The organism is Lentzea sp. HUAS TT2 (assembly GCF_051853195.1).
Taxonomy (GTDB): domain Bacteria; phylum Actinomycetota; class Actinomycetes; order Mycobacteriales; family Pseudonocardiaceae; genus Lentzea.
This window is the reverse complement of sequence record NZ_CP196667.1, coordinates 1,425,325-1,444,075: the sequence shown is the minus strand read 5'-3', so window position 1 is coordinate 1,444,075 and position 18,751 is coordinate 1,425,325. Positions and strand designations below refer to the sequence as shown.

The following is an 18,751-nucleotide window of genomic DNA, read 5'->3' as shown; positions in this document are numbered from 1 at the left end:
CCCCTTCTACCAGCCGAGCGTGGTGGCGAGCTGCCGGACCTTCGCGAGCGAGTTCTGCCCGCCCTGTCCGCCGGGAGCAGGCAGTCCGACACCGGCGCACCTCAGGTCCGCGGCGGGAGTGACGCCGTCGACGAGGTAGCGCTCGACGACGTCGTCGACGCACGGGTTGCCGAAGCCGTAGATGCCGTGGTCACCCTCGTCGTCGACGGTGAGCAGCACGGAGTTCCTGAAGTTCCGGTGTGCCCGCTGCGCCTGCTCGATCGGCGTCGCCGGGTCGCGCACCGACTGCACCATCAACGTCGAGGCGACGCCGATCCCGGTGGGCTGCTTGAGCTTGATGTCCGGCCGGTCCCAGAACGCGCACGGGCCGGCGACCTGGGTGTAGCCGACGAGCGGCCACTTGGCGCCGTCCTGCGCGCCGTCGCGCTCCAGGTACTTCCTGCCGCCGTGGAACGGAGTGTCGTTGCAGAGGATCGAGTAGGCGGTGCCCATTTGGGCGTCCGGATAGCTGGCCAGCGCGTTCATCTGCGCGGGCACGGCACCGGCCAGTTCCGCGAGCCTCTGCGCACCCTCGGAGAAGCTGCCCTTGCTGTAGAGCGTGGACCTCAGCACGAGGTCGAGCGTGACGCCGTTGTACACGCCGTCCGGTCGCGTGACGGGCTGCGCGTTCAGCTTGGCGCGGGTGCGTTCGTAGGACTGGCGAACCTCCTCGCCGGTCTTGCCGAGGTGGTAGACGCTGTCGTACTTCGCCACCCACGGCAGGAAGTCGACGCGGAACCGGCGTTCGAAGGCCATGCCCCAGTCGTCGAAGATCGGTTGCCACGGCAGGGTGAAGTCGACGTTGGAGTCGAGCACGATCCGGTCGAGCGTCTTGGGGAAGTAGGTGGCGTAGTAGGCACCCATCCAGCTGCCGCCGGAGTAGCCGAGCCAGCTGACCTTCTTCTTGCCGAGCACCTGGCGCAGCAGGTCGAGGTCCTTCACCGTCTGGTCGGTGGAGACGTACCTGCCGAACTCGCCCGACTTCGCCTGGCAGAACTTCGCCTGCAGTTCCATGGCGCCGTAGAGCAGGTCGAGGTTGGCCTTGCTGCGATCACGCGGGTCGACCTGTCCGTCGGTGTTGAAGCTCCCGCACGTGACGTTGCTGCTGGCGCCCGTGCCGCGCACGTCGATGCCGATGATCTCGGCGTTCTCGCTCAGCTTGGGCCGGTCGAGGTAGAGCAGCGGGATCGTGCGGCCGGGGCCGCCGGGACCGCCGGGGTTGGTGAAGACCGTGGACTTCGCCGTGCCGTTCTTCGGCGTGAGCCGGCTGACCGCGATCGTGATCGTCTTGCCGTTGCGCGGGTTGTTCCAGTCCATCGGCGCGGTGAAGCTGCCGCACTCCAGTCGTTCGCCGCCGGGCGGAAGTCCCGGGGTTCCCGGGGCGAAGCACTGCTGCCACTGGATCTGCTGGATCGGTTCCGCCAGTGCCTGTGGTGCGATGAGCAGGGATGTCGCTGTCACAACGGCAAGTGCCGCCGCGGTTTTCCTTCGTCGCATTCGAGCCCCCTCCAATGTGCTTCTAGCTCATCGGTTCTGGGGGGTCCTGAACATCCGCTGAAGGATGACTGAGTTGTACGACTTGGGTCTTAGCCCACCCGGCCAGGAGACCATGACATGCGTCATGAAGGCCCCGAAAGGCCGAAGGGCCGTCCCCCAGGTGGGAACGGCCCTCCGAGCGCCGAACGTCAGCAGGACTGCTTGTAGAAGTACTTCGAGTTGGCCGACGCGTCGTCCTTCGTGATGGCGACCAGGTCCGTCTCGATGTTGCGCTTGTTCTCCTTGCCGTCGATCGCCGCCAGGGCCTGCTCGACGCCCTGCTTGCCGATCGTGCCGGGGTCCTGCGCGATCAGGGCCTGCACGGTGCCCGCCTGCAGGTCCTGCACCTGCTTGGGCGACGCGTCGAAGCCGACCAGGTTCACCGTTCCGGTCTTGCCCGCGTTCCGCAGACCCGTCGCCGCGCCCTCACCGGTGTTGAGGTTGGTCGCGAACACGCCGATCAGGTCCGGGTTCGCGGCCAGCGTCGCGGTCACCTTCGAGGCCGCGGTGGCGGGCTCGTTGTCGGTGTACTGCTGGCCGATGTACTTGAGGTTCGGGTAGGCCTTGATGGCGTCCTCGAAGCCCTTGGCACGGGCGTCGGTCGTGGACGTGCCGGCCTTGGTGTTGAGCACCAGCACCGAGCCGGACTTGCCGGCCGAGAGCTTGTTCAGCGTCTCGGCGGCGAGCTTGCCGCCCTGCTCGTTGTTGGACGAGATGGAGGAGACGCCGATCGAGGTGTCCTGGAGCTTGGTGTCGACCTCGACGACCTTGATGCCCGCGTCCTTGAGCGACTTCATCGGGCCGGCCATGGCCTTGTCGTCGGTCGGCGCGATCAGGACTGCGGCCGGCTTCGACGCGAGGATGCCCGTGACGATGGGGGTCTGCTGGGCCGCGTCGAACTTCGCCGGGGCCTGGGTGTCGAACTCGTAGCCCGCGGCCTTCGCCGCCTCCTCGAAACCGCACTGCATCGAGATGTAGAACGGTTCCGCCGTGATGCCGGGGATCAGCACCAGCTTCTTGTTCGCGGCCGAGTTGCCCGAGTTCGAGTCACCAATCTGCCCACCCCCGCCACACGCGGCGAGCAGGAAAGCGGCTGAGACGGCCACTGCGGAGCGGATCTTCATTGGTCCAGCACCTTTCCTAACGTTGGTTGCGCGCCCGCCGCCGTGTCTGGTCCAGCCACACGGCGGCCACCAGCACGATCGCCACGGCGATCGGCTGCCAGAACTCCTTGACCCCGATGATCACGAGGCCCTTCTCCAGCACGGCCGGGATGAACACGCCGAAGACGGTGCCCAGCACCGAACCCATGCCGCCGAAGATGCTCGTCCCGCCCAGCACGACGGCGGCGATCGCGTTCAGGTTGTCCGTCTCGTGGCCGGTGACGACCGCGACGCGGAAGAACGCGTTGCCCATGAACCCCGCGAGACCCGCCAGGGTGCCCGCGAGCAGGTAGACCTTCGTGAGGTGGCCGCGCACCGAGATGCCGACGCGCCTTGCCGCCTCCTCGTTCGAACCGACCGCGTAGGTGTAGCGGCCGAAACGCGTGGTGGACAACAACAACGCGCCGAGGGCGGTGACGATCGCGGCCACGATCACGATGTTCGGGATGCCGAAGTACGTGCCGGAACCGAACGTGCGGTTGAGCTTGTCCGGGATGCCCGACACGTTGGAACCGTTGTTCAGCAACAGGGCCGCACCCTGCGCCGCACCGAACGAGCCCAGTGTGACGATCAGCGGCGGGATCTTCGCCCGCGAGATCAGCAGACCGTTGAGCAGGCCCCAGACCGCGCCGCTGACCACCGCGACCAGCAGGCCGAACCCGATCACGCCCCAGCCCGCGTTCGTCGCGTCGCCACCGGACACCGAGTTCATCGCCATCGCCGAGGAGACCGACGCGAACACCAGCACCGAACCCACGGACAGGTCGATGCCGGACGTGATGATCACGAACGTCATGCCGACCGACAGCACCAGCAGCACGGCGGTCTCCGCGAGCAGGAACTGCAGCGTGGTCACCTGGAAGATCGCGTCCGGGCGGATCGCGCCGAACGTGGCGACCAGGACCAGCAGCACCAGGCCGATCCACAGCGTGTTCGCGCCGGTCAGACGCTTGAGCAACGGGGTGCGCTGCTCGTCCGGCAGAGTTGACATCGTTGTCTTCTCATCCGTCATTACGCGGCGTCCTCCTGGGTCAGCGCACCCGTCATCGCGCCGACGAGCTCCTCGACGCTGGTCTCGGAGGCCTTGAAACGGGCCACGCGCCGGCCGAGGCGCAGCACCTCGACGCGGTCGGAGACCGACAGCACCTCGGGCATGTTGTGCGAGATCAGCACCACGGCGATGCCCTCGTCGCGCACGCGCTTGATCACTTCCAGCACGCGTTCCCGTTGCACCACACCGAGTGCGGCCGTCGGCTCGTCCATGAACACGAGCTTCGACGCCCACGCCACCGACCGCGCGACCGCGACGGACTGCCGCTGGCCACCGGACAGCGCCGCGATCGGCACGTCGATGCTCTGCAGCGTCGCGCCGAACCGGGTGAAGTGCTCGGCGGCCTGCCTGCGCATCGCCTTCTTGTCCAGCACGCCCAGGAGACCCAGGACGCCGGGCTTGAGGATCTCCCTGCCCAGGAACATGTTCGCGGCCGGGTCGAGGTCCGGCGCGACCGCGAGGTCCTGGAACACCGTCTCGATGCCGCGGTCGCGGGCGTCGTTGGGGGAGCCGAGCACGAGCGGCTCGCCGTCGAACAACAGCGTGCCGCTCGTCGGCTGCTCCACCCCGGACAGGCACTTCACCAGGGTGGACTTGCCCGCGCCGTTGTCGCCGATCAGCGACACGACCTCGCCGGGGTAAGCGGTGAACGCGGCACCGCGGAGAGCCTCCACGGTGCCGTAGTTCTTCGTGAGATCACGAGCCTCCAGCAGTGGCTGGCTCAAGGCGTCACATCCTCCACAGCGGACAGCACAGGTGGACGGCAGCGGATCGCCACCAGGTCTCCGGTCAGCCCCAGCTCGCCGGCCGCGTGCGGCACGACGACGGTGCTGCCCTTGTGCACTGGCAGCTCACCGAGCTGACCGGCACCCTCCAGCACCACCAGCACGGCGAACGACGGCTCCAACGCGAAGGAGCCCTCCACGTGCAGGCGGTCGGCCTGGAAGAACGGGTCCGCGGCGTGGCCGAGCAGGTCGACCGACGGCGCCCACTTCTCCGACGTCTGGTGCACCAGCTCCTCGAGCTTGCCGCTCCAGCCCTGCCGGTCCACGCAGTCGAGCGCCACGTCGTAGCCGAGGCCGAGGTGGCCGATGTCGGCGTTGGCGAGGAAGCCCTGCCACTCCAGCGTCACCGAGAAGTCGGTGGGCTGCTGCAGTTCGACGATGAACACGCCCTCGCCGATCGCGTGCGGCACACCGGCGGGCACGAACACCGTGTCGCCGGGCCGGACGCAGACCGGGTTCAGCGCGTCGAGCATCGCCGTGGTGTTCTGCGTGGCGACCCAGTCCGCGACGGTCGCCGCCGGCACGTCGTCGCGGAATCCGATGTAGACGGTCGGGTTCGACCCCGTGGTGCCGACGACGATCCACGCCTCCGTCTTGCCGTGGCGGCAGTTCAGGTGCGAGGACGCGAAGGCGTTCGACGGGTGGCAGTGCACGGGCAGGCGCTGGCCCGCGTCGAGCAGCTTCACCAGCAACGCCGTGTCGCCGCCGAACTTCGCCGCGTGCTCCGCGCCGAGCCACCCCGCCGGGTCGGCCTTCACCGCGTCGCGCAGGAGAACGCCGTTTGGCAACGTTGTCAACCCGGCGTCGTCGCGACCGTAGAGCGTCGTCGTCGACGCCACCCAGTCCTCGGGGCCGAAGTCGCCGCTCGTTCCGCCGCGCAGCGCGGCGATCGCCTCACCGCCGCGGTAGAACTGCTTCGGCTGGTTGGCGGGCAAGTTGACAGGCTGGTGGAGAACACCAGAACTCACGCGTGGACCTCCCCGGATCCTCGTGGCACCAAACGCACCGGCAGCACGACGCGGCGCGGTGGTGAGTTGTCGCCGTCCAGTCGGGCGAACAACAGATCGGTAGCCGCCTTGCCGAGCGCGCTCGCGTCGTGCGCGATCACGGTCACCGGCGGAGACAGCAGGTCAGCGAGTTCGAAGTCGTCGAAGCCCACCAGGGCGGGCCGTTCCGCCACTCCCGCGAGCGAACGCAGGATGTAGACGGTGATGCGGTTGTTGCCGGCCACGATCGCCGTGGCGGGCTCGCGCATGTTCTGCAGGCGCTGCAACGTGGTCGCGACGCTGTTCTCGTCGTGCGGTCCCATCGCCACGAGCTCCTCGTGGTACCCGATGCCCGCCCGCACGCACCCCTCGCGATAGCCGCGCAGGCGCTCGTTGGCGGTGAAGATGTCCGGCGCGTCCCCGAGGAACGCGATGCGGCGGTGCCCGTGCGAGGCCAGGTGCGTGACCGCTTCGACGGTGCCGCCGATGTTGTCCACCAGCACGGTGTCGGCCACGACGTCGCCGGCGGGCCGGTCCAGGAACACCACGGGCGTACCCGCGCGCATCTCCGGCACCAGGTAGCTGTGCTGCAGCCCGGCGGGCACGATCAGCAGCCCGTCCACCCTGCGCGAGCAGAACTCCAGCGCCAGCTCGCGTTCACGGCCGGGGTCCTCGTCGGACGACCCCGAGATCACCTGTCTGCCGCGCAGACGGGCGATTTCCTCGACAGCGCGGGTCACACCGGAGTAGAACGGGTTGCCGACGTCCTCCAGCACCAGCCCGATCGTGCCGGTGGACGAGCCTCGGCGCAGGTTGCGGGCACTCAGGTTCCGCCGGAACCCGAGCTGGTCGATGGCCGCCAGCACGCGCTCTGCGGTGGACGGGTGGACGCCCGGTTCGTCGTTGACCACGCGTGAGACGGTCTTGATGCTGACGCCCGCGAGCCGCGCGACGTCGTTCATCGTCGCACGACGTACCTTGCGCTGACCGGCTACGGGCCCGCTGGGGGACAACGTTGTCATAGTGGCCGTATCTCACCTTGGCTTTACGGCCTTGTCAACAGTTCCGGACCGGTCAAGGCCGCGAACGCCTATGGCTCACAACGCCGCCTGCGACGCGACGAGCCGGGTCATGTGCGACGACGGCGTGACGCCCAGTTCGCGGTGCAGAAGTGCGCGGTAGTGCTGGTAGTGCCGCAGGGCCGACCCGCAGTTGCCCTGGGAGAGGTGCGCCGCGATCACCGTCCGGTGCGCCGTCTCCCGCACCGGGTCGATGGAGATCGCGGTGAAGGCCGCCTCCAGCGCGGCGAGGTGCGCGCCGGCCGAGATGAGGTGCTGGGCGATCGCCTCCAGCGCGTGCAGCCGGACCTGCTCCCACCGGCGCCGCACGGGAGCCAGCCAGTCGTCGGTCCAGTAGGGCAGCACGTCCCGGGACAGGGCGGCGACCAGGCCTTCCGCGCACGCCGAGGCAGTGGCGCCGACGACGTGGTGGGCAGCCTCCACCGCCCCGCAGAAGTCGACGGTCAGCGCGGGCGAAAGCCGCAGCCGGTCCACCGAGGGCTCGACGACCGGCCGGTCCGTCGCCCGGCGCAGGTGCCACAACGCCTGCCGCACGTTGGCGGTCGCACGCTGTCTGCGGCACTCGGGCCACAGCTGCTCGGCGGCGGCCTGCCGGCTCACCGCCTCGCCGTGGTGGATCGCGACGTAGGCGAGCAGTCGCTGCGCGCCCTTGGGCAGCGCGACGTCCCCGCATCCGACGTGCAGCTCGAAACCGCCCAGCAACACCAGATGCGCGTCATCGGCTTCTCTCATCGCGGTCCTTCCTCCGGCCGTCCCGAGCATCACCCGGCCGCGTCTCCAGGGCATCTCTCGCTCACCTGCCGCGGCGTCCTGCCCACTGCAGGCCGCCGACGGGCACTCAGTCGTGCGGACTCGACCTCCACCCGGTAGGGAACGAGCGGCAACGGCGCGTCGCCGGTTCCCCGGTCGTTCGCCCGGCGCCCGTAACGCCAATGGCCCAACGGAACCCGCTCGGCCCAGTCCAGCCCATCGAGTGACGCCGACGGCCCGGTGACAGCGGTGCGCGCGCCGCGAAGACCCGCTGGAGACGGCCGCCCCGGAGCGTGTGCCGAGGAGCCAGCGCGGCCCCGACATCCAGCACAGGAGCGAGACCATGACGGACGGCCAGAAGAGCGTGGAGATCCGGATCGCCCCGGAGGACCTCAAGACGCTGAAGGACAACGGCTACAAGCTCTGCTTCGCGAAGAAGGTCAACGACACCTACAACGTCGTGTGGCAGTCGGCCGACAAGTACCTTCCGAAGAACACCTTCACGTGGAAGCCGCAGTACCAGTTCTTCGCCACCGACAAGTTCGACACCACCGTCCAGGTGGACGTCTCCACCGGGCCGGTGGACGTCGTCCTGGGCAACGAGCTGACGCTCGACGAGGACGGCAACCTGGGCAAGCCGTTCTCCGGCAAAACGTCCACGGCGATCACGTTCAACAACAACTTCGGTTCGATCCACCCAGGGCTGTCCGCGTACTCGAAGGACATCCACGGCAAGGCGACGACGACCCCGATCTACGTGTCCCCGGAGGAGATGGTCTCGGGCAGCGACGTCCTCACCCCGGTGGAGGCCGTCCAGGTCTGGTTCGAACAGAAGATCAAAACAGGCACCATGTTCAGCACGGCCAGGTCCAAGGCCATCGACATCGACCTGACCAGCACGGACTCCGAGGTCCGGCTCTACAGCGGCGAAGCGTGGACGACGCCGGTGCAGAGCGAACTGTCCGTGGACCCCAAGATGATCCTCACGATCATCGCGGGCCTGACCACCGCCGTCATCGCACACGACATCGCCACGAAGATCGCCACGATGCTGACCGGCGTCTACAAGGACATCACGGTCGACGTGTCCGCGGGGCAGGACACGAGCGTGAAGATCGTGTACAGCGAGCGGGCGGCCCTCGCCGGCAGCCGCCTGCACGAGACGCGGCTGCTGCGGATGGATCCGGCCACGGTCGACCAGCTCACCGGGCTCACGATGGACGCGTTCGAGTCCCTCGGCGTCGGCTACAAGACGCTGAGCGCGACACCGGCCGGTTGAGTCGCCGATGTCCGGAATCGGACAAGTGATCGCCACGGACTTGACCTTGCCCGTGTGCGCTCAGCGATGATCTGGTGACGGACCGCGTTGTAGCCCGGTCCGCCGAGTAGGCCCCCGGGCCGGGATGCGCATGCGGCGGCGGTCGCACCCCGGCCCGGTCCCTCGGCTCCCGGACCACCCGACCGGACCACAGCGGCACCCCGCGCCACCCCAAGATCCCAACTAGGGTGAAACCCGTGGACGCACTGGATCCCGTTGAGTCGGTCAACACCTTCATCGGCACAAAGGACGAGGGCAACACGTTCCCCGGCGCGTCCATGCCGTTCGGCAAGGCGCACAGCAGCCCGATCGGCTCGCACTACGCCGGCTACCGCTACGACGACCAGCAGATCCGCGGCTTCGGGCACTTCTTCCTGTCCGGCGCGGGGTGCTGGGAGCAGGGCGGCCTGGTCCCGATCCTCCCGGTCGACCGGCTGCCGTCGAGCTTCGACCACAAGCGGTACGCCAGCGGGTACTCCCACGACGGCGAGATCGGCAAACCCGGTTACTACAAGGTGAAGCTGGACCGGGGCATCACCGTCGAGTGCACGGCGACCACGCGCGCCGGTGTCGAGCGGTACACGTTCCCCAGCGGTGTCAAGGGTTCGCTGCTCGTGAACGTCGGGCAGGCCAACGACAAGGAACCCGTCAGCGCCAGTTCCGTCAGGGTCGTCGGCGACCGCACGATCACCGGAACCGTGGAGACGCAGGCGTTCTGCGGCGGCCGCCCGTACGTCACCTACTTCACCACCACGTTCGACCGCCCGTTCACGCAGTTCGGCACGTGGGGTCCGGCCGGACCCAAGCCGGGACAACGGGATTCCGCCGGGGGCGCGGGACTTCGCGGCGCCTGGGTCACGTTCGAACCCGGCCCGGTCACCGCCACCACCGCACTGTCGCAAGTGGACGAGGCAGGTGCCGCGCACAACCTGGAGGCCGAGACCGCGGGGAAGACCTTCGACGACCTCCGCAACGAGGCCCAGGACGCCTGGCGCCGCGAGCTCGGGTGCGTCGAGATCGAGACGGACGACTGGGACGAGCGCGCGGTCTTCTACACCGCGCTCTACCACGTGCTGCTCCAGCCGCTGACCGGCAGCGACGCCGACGGCAGGTACCGCGGGTTCGACAACCGGATCCACCAGGCCGACGGCTGGACCTACTACGAGTACTACTCGCTGTGGGACACCTACCGCGCGCACAACCAGCTTCTCGCGTTGATCCGCACGAAACGGTCGCAGGACATCGCACGCAGCATCCTGGCGATCCACGAACAGGGCGGCTGGCTGCCGCGCTGGGCGTACGCGAACCAGGAGACGAACTGCATGACCGGCGACCCGGTCACGCCGTTCCTGGTCGACCTGTGGCGTTTCGGGCACCTCAAGGGCTTCGAGGAGCAGGCCTACCGCGCGCTGCTGCAGAACGCCGACGGTGTCCCGCCGCAGAGCTCCCGCTTCCAGGGCCGCTCCGGCAACCCGAACTACCTCGCCAGTGGTTTCGTCCAGTACGACAAGCGCTTCCCGAAGAAGGGCCAGGACACCGACCCGCACCACGGCGCGTCGGCGACCCTGGAGTACGCGCTGGCCGACGCCACGCTCGCGATCATGGCCGAGGCGCTGGGCCACACCGCGGACGCGGAACGGCTCCGCACACGCGGCCTCAACCACCGCGCCCTCTGGGACAACAGCGTCACGGACCGCGGCTTCACCGGGTTCCCGCGGCCGAAGCTGCAGGGCGGCGCGTGGCTCAGCCCGTTCACGCCGCAGGGATCGGAGGGGTTCCACGAGGGCACGGCGTGGCAGTACCAGTGGTTGTGCCAGCACGACATCGCCGGGCTGATCACGGCGCTCGGCGGCAAGGCCGCGGCCGAGGCGCGGCTGGACGACTTCTTCGCGTATGCCGACCTCCTCGTGGACCCGAAGAGGACTGTCCGCGAGAAGTGGGTCGTGGGCCCGTACGACTACTACAACCAGTTCAGGTACAACCCGAACAACGAGCCCGATCTGCACGCCCCGTGGATGTACGCGCTCATCGGCAAGCCGGAGAAGACATCGGTGGTCGTGCGCGCCGCGCAGACGTTGTTCGTCAACGGACCGGCGGGTGTCACGGGCAACGACGACCTCGGCACGATGTCGGCCTGGTACGTGTTCAGCGCGCTCGGCATGTACCCCGCGGTGCCGGGAACTGGCGAGTTCGTGCCACATGCGCCGAGGTTCACCAAAGCCGTCGTGCACCTGGAGAACGGCAAGGACATCGTGATCAAGGCGGAGGCCGCCGACGTCACGAAGACGCAGGTGGTGCAGCGGATCCGGAGCGGCTGGCGCTCGAGGGCCAAGGACCGGATCGAGCTCGCGGAGCTGGTTTCGGGCACCACGCTCGAGGTAGACCTCCACACACTTTCCAACTGAGACGTCGGAGGGGTCGTAGGCTCGTGCGATGGGCATCTGCGCGAGCTGCGGCAAGGCGTTCGCGCCCATGCCGTCACGGGCGCGGTACTGCTCGAACGCGTGCCGCCAGCGCGCCTATCGCCGGCGCACCGCCGGTACGTCCACTGTGGTCGCCGAGCTGCCCGCCTACTCCGACGCGTTCGTCGGCAGGGAGAGCGAGCTGGGCGAGCTGCTTTCGTTGCTGCGCAAGCACAGGATGCTCACGCTCGTGGGACCGGCCGGTGCCGGGAAGACGCGGCTCGCGGTCGAGCTCGCCGGACGTGCCAGACGCGCGGAGGTCCGCACCGTCGAGCTCGGCAGGCTGAGCAGACCTGAGCAGGTGGTGCAGGCCTTCGCGGAAGCCGTTGGGGTGTACCAGCACGCGGGTGTCGCGCTGCGGACGACGGTGCTCCAGGAGTTGGGCAACCGCCGGATCCTGCTGCTCGTCGACAACTGCGAGCATCTGGTCGAAGAATGTTGTGCCGTCGTGGACGCGCTGCTGTCGCGGTGCCCGAACGTGCAGGTCCTCGCCACCAGCAGGGAGGCGCTGAGATCCGTCGGCGAGGTCGTCTACCCGTTGCACGGCATGGCCGACGCGGCCCGGCTGTTCACCGAACGCGCCGGCACCACCGGTGACCAGGACGCGATCGCCGCGATCTGCGCGCGGCTGGACGGCCTGCCGCTCGCGGTGGAACTGGCCGCGAAGCTTTCCAGGTCCGTGGCGCTGCCCGAGCTCGCGGACCGCCTCGACCAGCGGCTCGACCTGCTGACGGACGCCGGTGAGCAGACGCGGCACCAGAGCCTGCGCGCGGCGATCGCGTGGAGTCACGACCTGCTGACCACGTCCGAGAAGGAGCTGTTCCGGCGGCTCGCGCTGCTGCCGGGCGGGTTCGGGCTGGAGATCGCCGGGGTCGTGCACGGCGGCGAGGTGATCGGGCTGCTCCTGGCGTTGCAGGCGAAGTCGTTGGTGGTGCGGGAGAACGACGGCCGCTTCCGGATGCTCGAGTCGGTCCGCCTCTACGCCGCGGAACGGCTGCGGGAGCACGGCGAGCACGAGGTGACGGCCGAGCGGATCATCGCGTGGCTGTGCGAGAAGGGTGAGCCCGGCATCTCGTCGTCGATCCTCACGCCGGAGCAGGTCAGGACGCAGCACCAGGAGTACGACAACGTGGTGTACGCGTTCGCCCATCTGGTCGCATCGCGCGACGACCGGCGGCTGATGCTCGCCACGATGCTGCTCAGGGTGTGCTTCGACCGCGGCTACTTCGCCGAGGCGGGCGCGGTGCTGATGCAGGTGCTGGGCCAGTCGCCCGCAGACGCCCGCTACCGGATCCTGGCGCTCGAGTACGCGTCTCTGCTGGCGGGCCACGAACAACGGCACGACGAGGCGGTGAGGTACGCCGTCGAGGCGCTGGAGGCGGCGGAGGCCAGCGGGCAGGACCTGATCATGTGCCGCCTGTTCCGGACGTTAGCGAGCGCTTACGACGGCCTGGGCGATGTGCCGAACACCGCACGGGCGTTGCGCCGATCGATCCAGCACGGCGTACGTAACGGCAACGACGTGAGTGTGGCTGTGTCGCGCCAGAACCTCGGCTGGCGGATGCTCGTGCAGGGCGACGTGGACGCCGCCGCCGCGCTGGTCGACGACGCGTTGCCGGTGCTCAGAGTCCATGCACGGCAGGACGTCGTGGCCATCGCGGTGCACACGGCGGGCTGCATCGCGATGGAACGCGGTGATGTGGCGGCCGCCGGGGCCCGGTTCGCCGAGAGCGCGAGGATGACGGCGGACACACCGCGGGCAGTGCTGGAGTCGATCGAGGGCCGCGGTCTCGTCGCGATGCTGTCCGGCCGGCACGAGCTCGGTGTCCGGCTTCTGGCCGCCTGTCAGCAGATGCGCACGGCGTGGGTCGTCCCGCCGGAAGCGTGGTGGCGGCGGAAGATGACCGCCGCACTGGACTCCGCGCGGGAATCCCTGTCCCAGGCGGCTTTCCAGCGAGCGCTCGGCGCCGGCCGGGCCATGGACGCGCGGCACGCGCTGGAAACCGCGCTGGACAAGGAGATGGCGGGCGACCCGGTGCTCAGCGACCGGCAGCGGATGGTCGTCGAACTGGTCGCGCAGGGCCTGACGAACGCGCAGGTCGCGGCCAAGCTCGGCATCTCGCACCGCACCGTGGAATCCCACGTGCACAACGTGAAGACCGCGTTGAATCTTTCGTCTCGTGCGCAGCTCACGGCCTGGACCCAGGCACACTGACGCGTCCAACTGAGACGTAACGCTGCGGTTCATCCGGATGACTTCCCGCCTCCTGCCGTTCATTGTGGGTACAACAACGGAAGGGGAGGGCGACGTGGAGCCGTTCCGCATGCTGCACCCCGACCTCGTGCCGCAGCGGCGCGAGTCGCTGCAGCACGCCGCGTCCATGCTCGTCCAGATGGGCCTGGACGACACGGTGCTCTCGGCGTCGCCCGTGCACCAGCGTCTCGCGCGCGTCGTGCTCGCGAGCAGCGGCGTCATCGAGTGGACGCCCGGCTACCGGGTCCAGGACCCCGCCGTCGACGAACAGTTCGGCATCGAACGGGTCGGCGGCGACCGCGGCGGCGTCTTCCTCTCCGCCGTCCTCATCGCGTACCTCGACGTGCTGGAGAACGCCGCCAGGATGGGCACCTCGATCCCGGAGGACTCCTGGCGCGCCCTGCTCTGGGCCCCGACCGCGCTCTTCGACCACGTGCTGCGCCGCCCCCAGGTCGGCATGACCGTCGTGACACCCGGCTGCGGCACCGAACACCTGCCGGCCGAACGCACCCAGGCCGGCCAGCGCCTCTACCTCGCCCTCATGCAGGCAGTCCGGTTCGCCGTCAGCGGCGTCGTCCGGGCCCAGGACGACCGCACCCTCGTCGAGGACTGCGTGACGCTCGCGACCGCCTGCCTGCGCGCCGCGGCGGTGGCGCTCGCGTTCGCCGCCGACGTCCCGGGCGACGCTCCGGCACCGGTCGTGGAGACCGCGGAGCACCGCTACCTGTGGCAGGTGATCAGCGAGGTCCGCGCGGCCGTTCCGCGTGCGCGCTTCGAGCAGTTCGCGGCGGCGCTGCGGAGGTTGAACGACGTCTACACCGCATGCCCGTTGCTGGTGTCCGGCGGCTGACCCACTTCGTCTCGACTTCGCGGCGACTTTCGTCTTTCCGCCCCGCGGACCACCACCCGCTGACCTACCGTCTCGCCCATGACGGAGGAACGGTCGGCGGTCGTGGTGCGGGACGTCCGCAAGAGCTACGGCGAGCTGAAGGCGGTGGACGGGGTCTCGTTCACCGTGGCCGAGGGAGAGTTCTTCGGCATCCTGGGGCCCAACGGCGCCGGGAAGACCACCACGCTGGAGATCGTCGAGGGGCTGCGCAAGCCCGACAGCGGTGAGGTGCGGCTGCTCGGCGAGAGCCCGTGGCCGCGCAACGTGAAGTTGTTGCCGCGCATCGGGGTCCAGCTGCAGGCGACGTCGTTCTTCGACAAGCTGACGGCGAAGGAGCAGCTGCAGACGTTCGGCGCGCTCTACGGCGTGAGTGCCGGCACGGCCGCGGACATGCTGGAGCTGGTCGGCCTCGCGGACAAGGCGAACGAGCAGGAGAACAAGCTCTCCGGCGGCCAGCGCCAGCGGCTCTCGATCGCGTGCGCGCTCGTGCACGACCCGGACATCGTGTTCCTGGACGAACCGACCGCGGCGCTCGACCCGCAGGCCCGCCGCAACCTCTGGGACGTGCTGCGCGCCATCAAGGAACGCGGCAAGACCATCGTCTACACGACGCACTACCTCGACGAGGCCGAGATCCTCTGCGACCGGGTGGCCATCATGGACACCGGCAGGATCCTCGCGCTCGACCCGCCGGCGGTGCTGGTGCGCGGTCTCGACGCGCCGACCCACGTGACGCTGCAGAAGGGCGCTCTGTCCGTTGTGGACGCTTCCGCACTCGACGGCGTCGACGACGCCCACGAGGACGAGGTGTCGCTGACGCTCTCCACGCGCCGCCCGGCACCCGTGCTGTCGGCGCTGGCCGAGCTCGGTGCGCTGGACGGGCTGCAGGTCCGTACGGCCACCCTCGAAGACGTCTTCCTCAACCTGACCGGGCGGGAGTACCGCGCATGACCGCGTTCAAGACGCTCTCGGTGGCGATGCTCAAGGGTTTCGTCCGGGACAAGGTGACGCTGTTCTTCACCTTCCTGTTCCCGTTGATGTTCCTCGTCATCTTCGGCCTGATCCTGCGCGACGTCGGCGCGGACAAGACCAAGATCGCGGTGGTCGGCGACGGCCCGATCGTGTCCGCGCTGCGCGACAGCGGCGCGCTGGAGCTGGAGTCCTACAACGACGAGAGCTCCGCCGTGCAGAAGGTGAAGGACGGCGACCTGCCCGCCGCGCTGATCATCCGCGGGCAACGGCTCGACGTCCGGTTCGCGCAGAGCGACCAGGTCAAGTCCGCGACCGTGCTCGGCATCATCAACGGGTTCGTGGACAAGGCGAACCTCGCCGCGACCGGTCAGCCGCCCCAGTTCACGTTCGCGGCGGAGAAGGTCGAGGACGCGTCGCTCAAACCGATCCAGTTCCTGACGCCCGGCATCCTGTCGTGGGGTGTGGCGGTGTCGGCGGTGTTCGGTTCGGCGCTGACCCTCGTGTCGTGGCGGCGCAAGCAGGTGTTGCGGCGCATCCGGCTGGCGCCCGTGTCGGTGACCTCCGTGCTGTCGTCGCGGATCCTGGTCAGCGCCGGTGTCGCACTGGTGCAGGGCGCGACCTTCATCGGCATCGCGTCGCTGCCGGTGTTCGGGTTGCAGCTGTCAGGGCAGTGGTGGCTCGCGATTCCGTTGCTGCTGCTGGGAACCATCGCGTTCTTCGCGCTCGGCATGCTGGTCGGCGCGTTCGCCAAGACCGAGGAGGCGGCGTCGGCGGCCGCGAACATCGTGGTGCTGCCGATGGCGTTCCTGTCCGGCACGTTCTTCCCCGTTGACCAGGCGCCCGCGTGGCTGCAGACCGTCTCGAAGATCTTCCCGTTGCGGCACATGAACGACGGCATGCTCGACGTGCTGGTGCGGGGCAAGGGGATCGAGGCGCTCGCGATGCCGGTGACCATTCTGGTCGGTTTCTCGCTGGTGGTCGGATTTGTGGCCTCCCGCGTCTTCAAATGGGAGGAATAGGACAGGGGTGGGTGCCGTGTGCCGCCGGTCACGGTTCATGATGGGGAACCATGACGTTCTCCAGCGTGGTCGGACGGTTCCGCATCCTCGCCCTGGCCGAGGCCCTCTCCTGGGCGGGCCTGCTGCTCGGGATGTTCTTCAAGTACGTCGTCGTGCAGAACGAGATCGGCGTGAAGATCTTCGGCCCGATCCACGGCTTCGTCTTCGTCGCCTTCATCCTCGTCACGCTGATGACGAAGGAACCGCTGAAGTGGGACGCCCGCACGCTGGTCCTGGGCCTGCTGTCGAGCATCCCGCCGTTCGGCACGGTGATCTTCGAGCGCTGGGCCTCGAAGACCGGCCGCCTCAGCGAACCGGCCGCCGAGCAGCTCTGAGCTGACGCTCGGGGTCGCCGCGGTGGTAGATCCGCTCCGACTCCTCGATGTTGTCCAGGAACTGCTGGTACTGCACCGCGAGCAGCAGGTGCGCTGCCCGGCGGGCGGTGCCGAGGGCTTCGAGCGGGCGGCTGTCCGGCCGATGCCGTAGCCACGCCTCGCTCCACACGCGGCGGATCAACCCGTGCAGCTCGGGCCGGCAGAACTCGATGAGCCTGCCGGCGTCGAGCGCGGGGTGACCCCACACGACGTCGGACCAGTCGATGACCACCCCGCTGCTGAACCAGTTGCCGGGGTGGAAGTCGCCGTGCACCAGCGTGTCCGGCAGCCCGAACGACGGCATCGGCACGACGCACGGCCGCACCCGAGGCTCGCCCGCCAGTGCGTTCTGCACCGCGACCCAGCGCGGCACGATCTCCTCGATGTGCTCGGCCTTGGTGTCCCAGCAGTCCTCACCCGCGGCCTCACCGATCAGGACGCGGAGTGGCGCCGCGGCGATCAGTTCGGGGACCAGGCCGGGGTCGTGCGCGGCGACCATCCTGATCACCTCGCCCTCGTTCGCGAAGAACGGCGGGACGGCCTTCAGCCACGCGGAGCCGTTCGCGGTCGGCAGCCGGTGCACCGAGGACAGGTTCCACGACTTCACCTGGACCGGCGGGCCGGTGCGTTCAACCTGCGCGTCGGCCCAGTCGACCAACGACGACGGGCCGCCCAGCCGTGCCCACGGCAGCCTGTGCGGGGCGTCCGGTGCGGGTTCCTCCGCCGGGTGCAGGTGCGTCCGGTCGGGTTCGCCGTGCGCCTCGACGTGGTAGGTGACCAGGCCGCCGCCGGATCGTTCGCCACCCTCCGCGGAGATCAGCCTGAGCACGCTCGTCCGGACGCCCAGCAGCTGTTCCAGCACCTCGTTGACGGGTTCGGTGTCGGCCCACCACCGCGAGGAGACCGGCAGGGCGTCCGTGCGGCCGGCGAACCCGCTGGGCGTGCTGACCAGGGCGATGATCGACCGGTCCGTCACGGGCTCACCAGGCGCAGTGCCTCGCGGAGCTCGATCTGCGGGTCGCCCTCGTGGTAGATCCGTTCGGAGACCTCGATGTTGTCCAGGAACTCCTGGTACTTCACGGCGTTGTGCAGCCGGGACGCGCGGGGCGCGACCTTCAGCGCCTCCAGCGGCTCGCTGTCCGGGCGGTGGGAGAGCCACGCCTCGCTCCACACCCGGCGGATGTGGTCGTGCAGTTCGGGTTTGGCGTTCTCCATGAGCCGGCACGCGTCGAGTGCGGGATGGCCCCAGACGGCGTCGGACCAGTCGATGACCACTCCGCTGCTGCGCCAGTTGCCGGGGTGGAAGTCGCCGTGCGTCAAGGTGTCCGGCAGACCGAAGTCCGGCATCGGCACCGCGGACTGCTGGAGTCGTGGCTCGCCCGCGAGCGCGTGCTGGACGGCGACCCAGCGCGGCACGACGTCCTCGATCTGCTCGGCCGTCACGCGCCAGCAGTTCCCGCCGTCGGCCTGGCTGAGCAGCACCCGGCCTGGTGCGCTCGCCAGCACCTCGGGCACGAGCGTCGGGTCGTGGGCGGCGACCGTCTTGATCACCGCGCCCTCGTCGGCGAAGAACGGCGGCACGGCCTTGAGCCACACCTGCCCCTGCGCGGTGGGGATCCGGTGCACGCTCGACAGGTTCCACGTGCGCACCTGGACGGCCGGCCCGGTGCGGGTGATCACCGTGTCCGCCCACTCCACCAGCTCGGACGGCCCTCCTGGCCGTGCCCACGGCAGCCGGTGTTCGGCGTCCGGCTCAGGGGCGTCAGCGGGTTCGAGGAGGGTTCGGTCGGGTTCGCCGTGCGCTTCGACGTGGTACGTGACGACGCCGCCGAACGGCACCTTGCCACCCTCGGCCGAGAGCAGGCGCAGGACACTCGTCTCGACGCCGAGCAGCTCCCGCAGAGCGGTGTTGATCGGCTCGACGTGGTTCCAGTTCGGTGTCTCGACCGGGATCACCCCGGTGCGGCCGGTGAACCCGCAGGGAGTGCTGACGAGCGCGACGATGGAGCGGTCCGGTCGATCCCACATGGGCCCA

Annotated in this window: 16 protein-coding genes; 7 read left to right on the top strand and 9 right to left on the bottom strand. The window is 69.2% G+C overall.

The window, feature by feature from the left end; genetic code table 11:
- Positions 1-6 precede the first annotated feature (6 nt).
- The 7 genes from ACSHWB_RS07170 to ACSHWB_RS07140 all read right to left on the bottom strand — a co-directional run bounded on the left by ACSHWB_RS07170 (position 7) and on the right by ACSHWB_RS07140 (position 7,371).
- A complete protein-coding gene (locus ACSHWB_RS07170; protein WP_439661285.1) occupies positions 7-1,500 on the bottom strand; it encodes an alpha/beta hydrolase in 1,494 nt (497 codons plus the stop codon).
- A 224-nt stretch (positions 1,501-1,724) separates the two neighbouring features.
- On the bottom strand, positions 1,725-2,699 hold the full coding sequence (locus ACSHWB_RS07165) for an ABC transporter substrate-binding protein (RefSeq protein ID WP_439661284.1): 975 nt from the start codon (positions 2,697-2,699) through the stop codon (positions 1,725-1,727).
- 16 nt (positions 2,700-2,715) lie between these two features.
- The gene (locus ACSHWB_RS07160; protein WP_439661283.1) at positions 2,716-3,729 is read right to left on the bottom strand and encodes an ABC transporter permease; all 1,014 of its coding nucleotides are present in this window, start codon (positions 3,727-3,729) and stop codon (positions 2,716-2,718) included.
- 20 nt (positions 3,730-3,749) lie between these two features.
- Positions 3,750-4,514, bottom strand: coding sequence for an ATP-binding cassette domain-containing protein (locus ACSHWB_RS07155; RefSeq protein ID WP_439661282.1), 765 nt, complete (start codon positions 4,512-4,514; stop codon positions 3,750-3,752).
- A complete protein-coding gene (locus ACSHWB_RS07150; RefSeq protein WP_439661281.1) occupies positions 4,511-5,509 on the bottom strand; it encodes a class I mannose-6-phosphate isomerase in 999 nt (332 codons plus the stop codon). Before ACSHWB_RS07150 ends, ACSHWB_RS07155 begins: the two co-directional genes overlap by 4 nt.
- 29 nt (positions 5,510-5,538) lie before the next feature.
- On the bottom strand, positions 5,539-6,522 hold the full coding sequence (locus tag ACSHWB_RS07145) for a LacI family DNA-binding transcriptional regulator (protein ID WP_439661280.1): 984 nt from the start codon (positions 6,520-6,522) through the stop codon (positions 5,539-5,541).
- A gap of 135 nt (positions 6,523-6,657) precedes the next feature.
- Positions 6,658-7,371 carry an AfsR/SARP family transcriptional regulator gene (locus ACSHWB_RS07140; protein WP_439661279.1) on the bottom strand — a complete coding sequence of 238 codons (714 nt, stop codon included), beginning with the start codon at positions 7,369-7,371 and terminating at the stop codon, positions 6,658-6,660.
- A gap of 361 nt (positions 7,372-7,732) precedes the next feature.
- Here ACSHWB_RS07140 and ACSHWB_RS07135 point away from each other — a divergent pair, with 361 nt between their 5' ends.
- The 7 genes from ACSHWB_RS07135 to ACSHWB_RS07105 all read left to right on the top strand — a co-directional run bounded on the left by ACSHWB_RS07135 (position 7,733) and on the right by ACSHWB_RS07105 (position 16,677).
- Entirely contained in the window at positions 7,733-8,668 is a 936-nt protein-coding gene (locus ACSHWB_RS07135; RefSeq protein ID WP_439661278.1) for a hypothetical protein, read from the top strand.
- Between the two features lie 236 nt (positions 8,669-8,904).
- Entirely contained in the window at positions 8,905-11,112 is a 2,208-nt protein-coding gene (locus ACSHWB_RS07130; protein WP_439661277.1) for a GH92 family glycosyl hydrolase, read from the top strand.
- Between the two features lie 28 nt (positions 11,113-11,140).
- A complete protein-coding gene (locus ACSHWB_RS07125) occupies positions 11,141-13,384 on the top strand; it encodes a helix-turn-helix transcriptional regulator (protein WP_439661276.1) in 2,244 nt (747 codons plus the stop codon).
- 94 nt (positions 13,385-13,478) lie between these two features.
- The gene (locus tag ACSHWB_RS07120) at positions 13,479-14,273 is read left to right on the top strand and encodes a hypothetical protein (RefSeq protein WP_439661275.1); all 795 of its coding nucleotides are present in this window, start codon (positions 13,479-13,481) and stop codon (positions 14,271-14,273) included.
- Between the two features lie 78 nt (positions 14,274-14,351).
- Positions 14,352-15,263, top strand: coding sequence for an ABC transporter ATP-binding protein (locus ACSHWB_RS07115; RefSeq protein ID WP_439661274.1), 912 nt, complete (start codon positions 14,352-14,354; stop codon positions 15,261-15,263).
- On the top strand, positions 15,260-16,303 hold the full coding sequence (locus ACSHWB_RS07110; RefSeq protein WP_439661273.1) for an ABC transporter permease: 1,044 nt from the start codon (positions 15,260-15,262) through the stop codon (positions 16,301-16,303). The genes ACSHWB_RS07115 and ACSHWB_RS07110 overlap by 4 nt, the downstream gene beginning before the upstream one ends.
- A gap of 50 nt (positions 16,304-16,353) precedes the next feature.
- A complete protein-coding gene (locus tag ACSHWB_RS07105; RefSeq protein ID WP_439661272.1) occupies positions 16,354-16,677 on the top strand; it encodes a DUF3817 domain-containing protein in 324 nt (107 codons plus the stop codon).
- Here the strand turns inward: ACSHWB_RS07105 and ACSHWB_RS07100 are convergent.
- Together ACSHWB_RS07100 and ACSHWB_RS07095 are read right to left on the bottom strand one after the other, a co-directional pair.
- Positions 16,649-17,692: a phosphotransferase family protein gene (locus ACSHWB_RS07100; protein ID WP_439661271.1), complete on the bottom strand. Its 1,044-nt coding sequence runs from the start codon at positions 17,690-17,692 to the stop codon at positions 16,649-16,651. The genes ACSHWB_RS07105 and ACSHWB_RS07100 overlap by 29 nt on opposite strands.
- Positions 17,689-18,744, bottom strand: coding sequence for a phosphotransferase (locus ACSHWB_RS07095; RefSeq protein WP_439661270.1), 1,056 nt, complete (start codon positions 18,742-18,744; stop codon positions 17,689-17,691). Before ACSHWB_RS07095 ends, ACSHWB_RS07100 begins: the two co-directional genes overlap by 4 nt.
- Positions 18,745-18,751 lie beyond the last annotated feature (7 nt).